The 7,291-nt window shown below is 62.4% G+C and carries 5 protein-coding genes; all 5 read right to left on the reverse strand.

Going from position 1 to position 7,291, the window contains the following annotated elements; translation table 11 throughout:
• Positions 1-159: 159 nt before the first annotated feature.
• Complete coding sequence (locus tag AC3WWR_RS30395; RefSeq protein WP_020800085.1) at positions 160-993, reverse strand: SDR family NAD(P)-dependent oxidoreductase; 834 nt, start codon at positions 991-993, stop codon at positions 160-162.
• 11 nt (positions 994-1,004) lie between these two features.
• Entirely contained in the window at positions 1,005-1,772 is a 768-nt protein-coding gene (locus AC3WWR_RS30400; protein ID WP_020800084.1) for an SDR family oxidoreductase, read from the reverse strand.
• Between the two features lie 175 nt (positions 1,773-1,947).
• The gene (locus AC3WWR_RS30405; protein ID WP_020800083.1) at positions 1,948-3,183 is read right to left on the reverse strand and encodes a helix-turn-helix transcriptional regulator; all 1,236 of its coding nucleotides are present in this window, start codon (positions 3,181-3,183) and stop codon (positions 1,948-1,950) included.
• A 146-nt stretch (positions 3,184-3,329) separates the two neighbouring features.
• A complete protein-coding gene (locus AC3WWR_RS30410; RefSeq protein ID WP_454866164.1) occupies positions 3,330-5,762 on the reverse strand; it encodes an efflux RND transporter permease subunit in 2,433 nt (810 codons plus the stop codon).
• 14 nt (positions 5,763-5,776) lie between these two features.
• On the reverse strand, positions 5,777-6,763 hold the full coding sequence (locus AC3WWR_RS30415) for a WD40/YVTN/BNR-like repeat-containing protein (protein ID WP_020800081.1): 987 nt from the start codon (positions 6,761-6,763) through the stop codon (positions 5,777-5,779).
• Positions 6,764-7,291 lie beyond the last annotated feature (528 nt).

Genomic DNA, 7,291 nt, shown 5'->3' on the forward strand with positions numbered 1-7,291 from the left:
GCATTAGCGAGGCACCGAACGCCAGGGGCAAGAGCCCTTGGTTACTTAGGGCCGGGCGGCGTTCCGTTTTTCCAAGTGACACGCTGTAAGAGCGAAACCCTAGGTGGCCGTTACCGCAGGAATGGATATGTACACGAAAAAAAACAGTCGATCACTGGCCTAACGCCAATCAGCAACAATCCCATGCTCCAACGCAAACGGCTGCGCAGCAATCGTCCGACGCTGAAACCCTGGTGCCTGCTCTGCAGTAGCCAGCCACAACATCACCGCCGCCGGAACATGGGGCGGTGCGCTGCCGGAACGCAAAGCGATCAACCCTTTGTCACCGATGGTGGCCTTGAGCGCTTCGGTCGTCACCACCCCTGGATTAAGGGTGTAGGCACGAACGCCGAGATCACCCAATTCCGTGGCCATTACCCCGGAGAGTCGCGACACCGCCGCCTTGCCCGCGCCGTAGGCATAACCCCAGCCGCCCTTGCCCGCCGCCACCGGCGGATCGCTTTCGCCGGCGCCGGAGGTGACATTGATCACCACCCCGCCACCGCGCGTCACCATGTGTTCAGCCACCGCCTGGGTCAACAGGAATGGGGTGAGGATATAGCCCTGGAACATCCGCTCCAGGGTCTGGGCTTGCAAGTCCATGAACCCGGCGTTGAGGTCGCTGCCCTGGTAGATCGCGTTGTTGATCAGTACGTCGATGCGACCGTACTCGGCCAGCACCGCCTGGCAGGCGCCCAGGGCCGAAGCGCTGTCGAGCAGGTCCATGGGCACGACAAGCACCCGGCAACCAAGATCGCGCAACGCCTGCGCAGTGCCGTTGAGGCTGCCAGCCAGTGGCGCTCCGGCGGCATCGCGCAGGGCATGTTCATGTTGTTCACCCTCATTGAGGGTACGGGCGCTGATCGCCAGGTCGAAACCGGCGCGGGCGAACGCCAGCGCCGCCTCGCGACCGATACCACGGCTGGCGCCGGTAATGAATGCCACCTTGTTCATGCAAGTTCCTTTCAGAAGTGCGGAGCGCGGACCATGGCGTCCATGCCGCCATCGACGAAAACCACGCTGCCGTGGACAAAAGACGCTTGTGGCGACTGCAGGAAGACCACCACGGCGGCGATCTCATCAGGGCAACTGGAGCGGCCCAGGGGCGCGACGAAATCACGGGTTGCCTGGCCAAAGCGCGCATCATCCAGCGACGCCTGGTGCAGCGGGGTTTCTACCGCACCCGGCGCCACCACGTTCAAACGCATGCCCCGCTTGCCCCAGCTCACGGCCAGGCTACGAGCATGACGGCTGATCGCGTATTTGGAGGCCGCATAGGCGACATGAGGCTGACCGAGGGTATTGGCCAGTTCCAGAGCCTGGACTTCATCGCCTGCAATCATCGCTTCAACCATCGCCTGACCGTCGACGCCTGAGTGAGTCGCCGCCACCGAGCCGATCACCAGTGCCGCCGGTTGCTGGCCCTTGGCAAGCGCACCTTGCAAGCCATCGAGCAATTGGCTGACGCCGAAGTAGTTGACCGCCGGGATCAGGCCGCAGGTCGGCGCCGTGACACCCACTCCGGCGCAGCAGATCAGCCCGTCGAGGACGCCGCCGCTGAGCTCAAGCACTCGGGTGATGGCCGCGTCACGCCCCTGGGCAGTGGACAGGTCGGCGATCACTTCGGCGTTGCTGCGATCGATCCCGATAACCTGGTGCCCGGCGGCGCGTAGGGCGGCGGATACGGCGGCGCCGATTCCCGAGGCGCTGCCGGTGATGGCTGTAATTGGCATAGTGGTTCTCCGTGATAGGTCCGCCCAGTATCGACAGGGCAATCACGGGACGGCATCGTCCGTGCGGACTAAAAATTGATGTGTTGAAACCAGAGGAAACCCGGGCGCCGCGGTGTGACTGATACACCGCGGCGCCTGGTTCGCGGGCAAGCCTCGCTCCTACAGACCATCAAATTCAGGCCTGGCGATAAATCGGCACGGCCAGTTGCAGCGGCGGCACTTTGATCTTTTCCGTCACTTTCAACCCAAGCCTGGGTTTGCCCAAAGCCACCACGCTGTTGAGCAGGATGCGCACCAACTCGGTCTGGCGCCGCACGCCGGTCTTGGAGAATATCGAGCGCAAATGCGCCCGCGCGGTATTGCGTCGGATATTGAGAACCTCTGCAGCTTCTTCCAGGGACAGGCCGTTGGCCAGTTCCATGGCCAGGGCGGTTTCGGCCTTGGTCAGGTTGAACAACTGCTTGGTCACCACCTCGCTGGCCAGGGATTTACTCGACGCATCGCGGATGTAAACCAGCGCTGCGGGCTGGCCCTTCTCCTCGGCCCAGTCCAGGGACCGTATCGATTCAACCACTACACCGAGGGCGACCAGTCCGGAAGGACGGGTCACTGACATGGCCTCGGCGTCTTTTGGAGCATCCGGGGAAAACGCGGCGCGAATCAAGCGTTGCAGCTCGCGGTTGTCGCTGGGGTAAGTCGCCTCCAGGCGCCCGCCCACCAGTTTCAAGCCGTCGGAACGGGCGAGGATTTCCTGGGCCACCGGGTTGATCTGCAACACGCTGCCGCTCTCGTCGAGCACCAGGGTCGCCACCGATAGCCGGCTGATGGCCTGGGAGTACAACTCGCTCAGCGATTCACTGCGGTCCAGCAGGTTATGCAATTGCGAGGCACGCCGTAGGTGGGGCAGGAAACTGGCGCACACCGCGCGTTCATGGGCAGAGAAATTGGCTGCCCGTTTAGGGCGGGTCATGCGAAAACGCAGTTTGCCGCCGTCCGGCGTGGAAATGTCGGCACACATCAGGTGGTACACGTCATGGGGCTCGCAGAACATCTTGAAGTAGCCGTTCTGCTCCCACTGCGTGGTGCTCATGATGTCGTCCACGGTGAATACATGGTCCAGCGGCTGATTGGAGAAAGGTGAATTGGTTTGCGGGTAGGTCATGTAACAGACATCACCGGCACCTTCGATCTCGCCAACGATGATCATCACGCCGGTATCGGGTTGATCCGGCACCCGCAGGATCAGCGTGACGAAGTTGGCATCGTAGAGTTTGAGAAAGCTCCTGAGCGCCGTGGCCATCAGTTTCGGATCGAGTGCGCCTTCATAGATCTCGCCCACCAACTGGTTGTAGCGTGTAAGGTCCAGGCCAAGACTGGCCAGGGCTTCATGGGTCAAGTCACCGTTTTGCATAGTCTCATCTCGCTCGGGTAAGGACTGTGCCCTTCCCTTGTTATTTTTATAATTTCGGCTGGGGAGCCCAGGGCTCCCCTCTCTCGACTGCTACTTGCCCGCCAGTTTCACCAGCGCCTGCGGACTCCACAATAGGTCCGGCAGGATTATTTTTCGTTCGCGGTATCACGCGCAGCCGGGCTGTTTTTCAAGCGGAACTGCCCGTGTGCCGGTACCGGTTGGCGTACCCGTGCGGTGACCAGCGGTCGCCCGCGATTGAACCAGGCCGCCAGCGCCGGCAGGAGGAAAATTGCCCCCAGCACGTTGACCAGGAACATGAACGACAGCAGCACGCCCATGTCGGCCTGGAACTTCAGCGGCGCGAACGCCCAGGTGCAGACCCCGATGGCCATGGTCACAGCCGTGAACACCGCGGCCGTACCCCGTTGGCACATGGCCTCGTAGAACGCCTCCCGCAGATTGGCACCGCGCAGCATTTCATGCTGGATGCGCTCGTACAGGTAAATCCCGTAGTCGACCCCAACCCCCACTCCCAGCGCCATCACCGGCAAGGTGGCAACCTTGAGGCCGATCCCGAGCAGGGTCATCAGCGCGTTGCACAGGATCGCAACAATCGCCAGCGGCACCAGAATGCACAGCACCGCGCGGATCGACAAGAAGGTCAGCCAGCAAAACAACGCCACCGATCCGAATAGTGCCCCCAGCATGATGACTTCGGCACGCTTGACCGCCTCGTTGGAGGCTGCCATCACCCCGACGTTGCCACCGGCCAGGAGGAATTCGACTTCTGGCGAGCTGACTTCGGCAATGATGCGGTTGGCCTCACTGATCACATGGCTGACGGTGCTGCCTTCGTGGTTGGCCAGGAACACCAGGATCTGCATCTGTTGGCAACCGTCGGTGACCAGCCCGTCATCCGGCATATAGGCCCGTGCGCCCTGGCTCAGGCCTCGGGGCGAGCCCGGAATCGCCGCCCAGCGCGGATTGCCTTCGTTATTGCCGGCGATCACCCGCTTGCCCATGTCCGCCACGCTCTGGATCGACTGAACGCTTGTGACGGTGCGCATACGAAAGTCGAACGCCTCCACCGCACGCATCACCGTGGGTGACAGGCAGCCTTCGTCGACGCCCTTGACCTGGACGAACACCGACAACACATCAAGACCAATGGAGTAGCTGTTGATGATCTTGGCGTTGTCCTGGTTGTAGCGCGAATCGGCCCGCAGTTCCGGCGCGCCCGCGCCGATGTCGCCTACCGCCAGGTCGCGAGCCTTCCAGGCCCCGGCTGCCAGGAGCAACAGGCTGACGGCAAACACCCCGAGGGCCGGCCCCGGTTCGGCAAGCGCCGACAGGCGCCACCACAGGCGATGCCTGCCCGCCGGCCGCGCCTGCGCCCGGCGCAACAGCGCAGGTTCCAGGCGCAGGTAGGAAATGATCACCGGCAGCATGAGTTTGTTGGTGATGATCATCAGCATCACGCCGATGCAGGCCGTTACCCCCAGTTCGTGGACGATGGGGATATCGATCATCATGATCACCGCGAACCCCAGGGCGTTCATCAGCAAGGCCAGGGAGCCGGGGATGAAGATCTTGCAGAACGCCAGGCGCGCCGCTTCCCTGGAACTGCTGCCGGCCAGCACGTCCTGCTTCCAGGCATTGGTCATCTGCACCGCATGGGATACGCCGATGGAGAAGATCAGGAACGGCACCAGGATCGACATCGGATCGATGCCCAACCCCAACAGCGGCAACAACCCCAGCAGCCAGACCACCGGCAGCAACGCTACCAGCAGCGCCACCACGGTCAGGCGCAGGGAACGCGAGTACAGCCACAGCAGCAACCCGGTGATCACGAACGCGACGACAAAGAAGCCGATTACCGTGTTCAACCCTTCGACCACGTCGCCCACCAGTTTGGCGAAGCCGACAATGTTGATCTCGATGTCAGGGCTGTTGTACTTGCCGCGAACTTCTTCCAGGCGCTTGGCGATTTCGACATAGGAGACCGGCTGGCCGGTCTTGGGGTCAGTGTCCTGCAAGTCGGCACGAACCATGGCCGACTTCAGGTCGTTGGCCACCAGGCGGCCGACCTGTCCGGACGCAGCGGTGTTGCTGCGCACCTGCGCCAGGTCCTCAGGGGTGCCGCTGAAGCGCGGTGGCACCACCACGTCGCCGAAGAAGCCTTCCTCGGTAATTTCGATATAGCGCACGTTGGCGGTAAACAGCGACGTCACGCTGGGACGGCTGACTCCGGAAATGAAAAACACGTCGTCGGTGACTTTGCGCAGGGTCTCCAGGTACTCGGCGTTGTAGATGTCGCCCTCGCCTTTCCAGCGCACGCTGACCAGGAAACGGTTGGCGCCGGTGAAGTAACGGCTGAACTTGAGAAAGTTGACCATGTACTCATGACGCACCGGGATCTGTTTGTTGAAGCCCGGGTCCAGTTGCGTGTGGGTAGCGCTGTAGCCCAGGCCCAGCGTCACCAGGACAAACAGCAACAGCAGTCCCTTGCGCCAGGCCATCAGGTAGTCCGCGCACGTTTTGACGCCACGCGTCACCCAGTGTTTACCTTGATTCATTGCCTGCCTCTCATTTACTGGGTGGCCTGTGTGGCCACTAGGGCAGCAACGCTGCCACCTGAACCCTGCAATACCCCACGCTCGCCACCCACCAGCAGGCGCGAGCCCACCATCGTCGCCGAGGTCAACGTACCGAGCCCGGCCAGCCGCGCGACACCTACCAGTGCACCCTGTGCATCCAGGCGCACCACCGAGCTGCCGGCACCGACGATCACCAGGCCCGAGTGATCGGGCAGCAGTACATGGCCGTACAGCGGCAGTTGATTACCCACGTCGATCTGGGTCCAGCTGTCGCCGAAGTCGTGGCTGACGAACACATGCCCGCGCATGCCATAAGTCACCCAATTATTCGCGCTCAGGCGCACGATGCCGAACAGCGAACCGCTGTAGAACGCCGGCAAGGTCTGCCAATGCTGGCCGCCATCGGCCGTGCGCAGCACCAGGCCCTGTTCGCCCACCAGCATGCGTCGGCCATCGTCGCCACCGGCCATGCTATTGAGGTGTGCGCTGTCGATGTCCAGGACCTGTGGTGTCCAGGTCTGTCCGGCATCGGAAGATTGATAGAACTTGCCAAAGCTGCCGAACGCCATGACGTTGTCGCCACCGCTGCTCCAGATCCCCAGCAATGGCTCGCCCAAATCGCTGTCGTAGCGAATTTCCTGCCAATGGCTGCCGGCGTCCGTGGAACGCAGGATCAAGCCGTCATGCCCCACCGCCAGCAAGCGCTGCGGGTCCAGCGCCACCAGGGCAGTCAAGGTGGCATCGCGTTGCGGGGCGACACTGGCGGGCTGCCAGCTGACGCCCTGGTCGTCGCTGAGCAGGATGCTGCCGCGCTCGCCCACGGCGACCACGCGCGAGCCAAGGTTGAGCAGGCCGTTGATCTGCACCCGGTCCGGGCGTGTGGCCAACAGTTCTGCCTGCGGTGGAGATTTTGGGGAAAAGGTGTAGCCGATGGTCAGGGCGACCACCAGGCAGACCAGGTAGCCGATCACAGAGCGCATGAGCAACGCTCCTGTTCGGGGCACGCGTGCATAGGGCAAGTCATAGGCCAATCCTCTTGTTCTTGTCAGGCGCCAGGGCATGCGAGGCAACCGAATCGGGCGTTGCCTCCGGGGCAATAGTCGGCGCAAGGGGTGGGTCACACATCGTCCAAATGGCTTATGGATTGGCGCAAATGGCGTGGCGGTCGGGACTTGGTTTTTTTGCGGGAGTATTCGATCCCCCGTCGGAGCGAGCATGCTCTGCGATGGAGGTCAACGATGACGCGGGGAGCCTGACATCCCGCGGTGCTCTCAGGTTTTTCGCGAGCATTCGAGCGTCGACCGGCTGCTCCTACAGGGCCCGCCGCGCTGGGCAGAACCTGCACTCGGGGGCAAAAAATCAAAAACCAAAGCAGAGCAAAAGCAAAGGCAAACGGCCTGACAGTCGACCTGATTGCAGGACTGTCCACGATCCAATTGTGGGAGCGAGCCTGCTCGCGAAGAGGCCATGCCAGTCGCCATCCAAGTCAACCGAGCCCACACTTTCGC

It is taken from the genome of Pseudomonas sp. EB271-G4-1, from assembly GCF_058791355.1.

Bases quoted from the DNA above. Each gene is read 5' to 3' on its own strand.
- AC3WWR_RS30395 (WP_020800085.1), bottom strand. From the start codon at position 993: ATGAACAAGGTGGCATTCATTACCGGCGCCAGCCGTGGTATCGGTCGC.
- AC3WWR_RS30410 (WP_454866164.1), bottom strand. From the start codon at position 5,762: ATGAATCAAGGTAAACACTGGGTGACGCGTGGCGTCAAAACGTGCGCG.
- AC3WWR_RS30405 (WP_020800083.1), bottom strand. From the start codon at position 3,183: ATGCAAAACGGTGACTTGACCCATGAAGCCCTGGCCAGTCTTGGCCTG.
- AC3WWR_RS30400 (WP_020800084.1), bottom strand. From the start codon at position 1,772: ATGCCAATTACAGCCATCACCGGCAGCGCCTCGGGAATCGGCGCCGCC.
- AC3WWR_RS30415 (WP_020800081.1), bottom strand. From the start codon at position 6,763: ATGCGCTCTGTGATCGGCTACCTGGTCTGCCTGGTGGTCGCCCTGACC.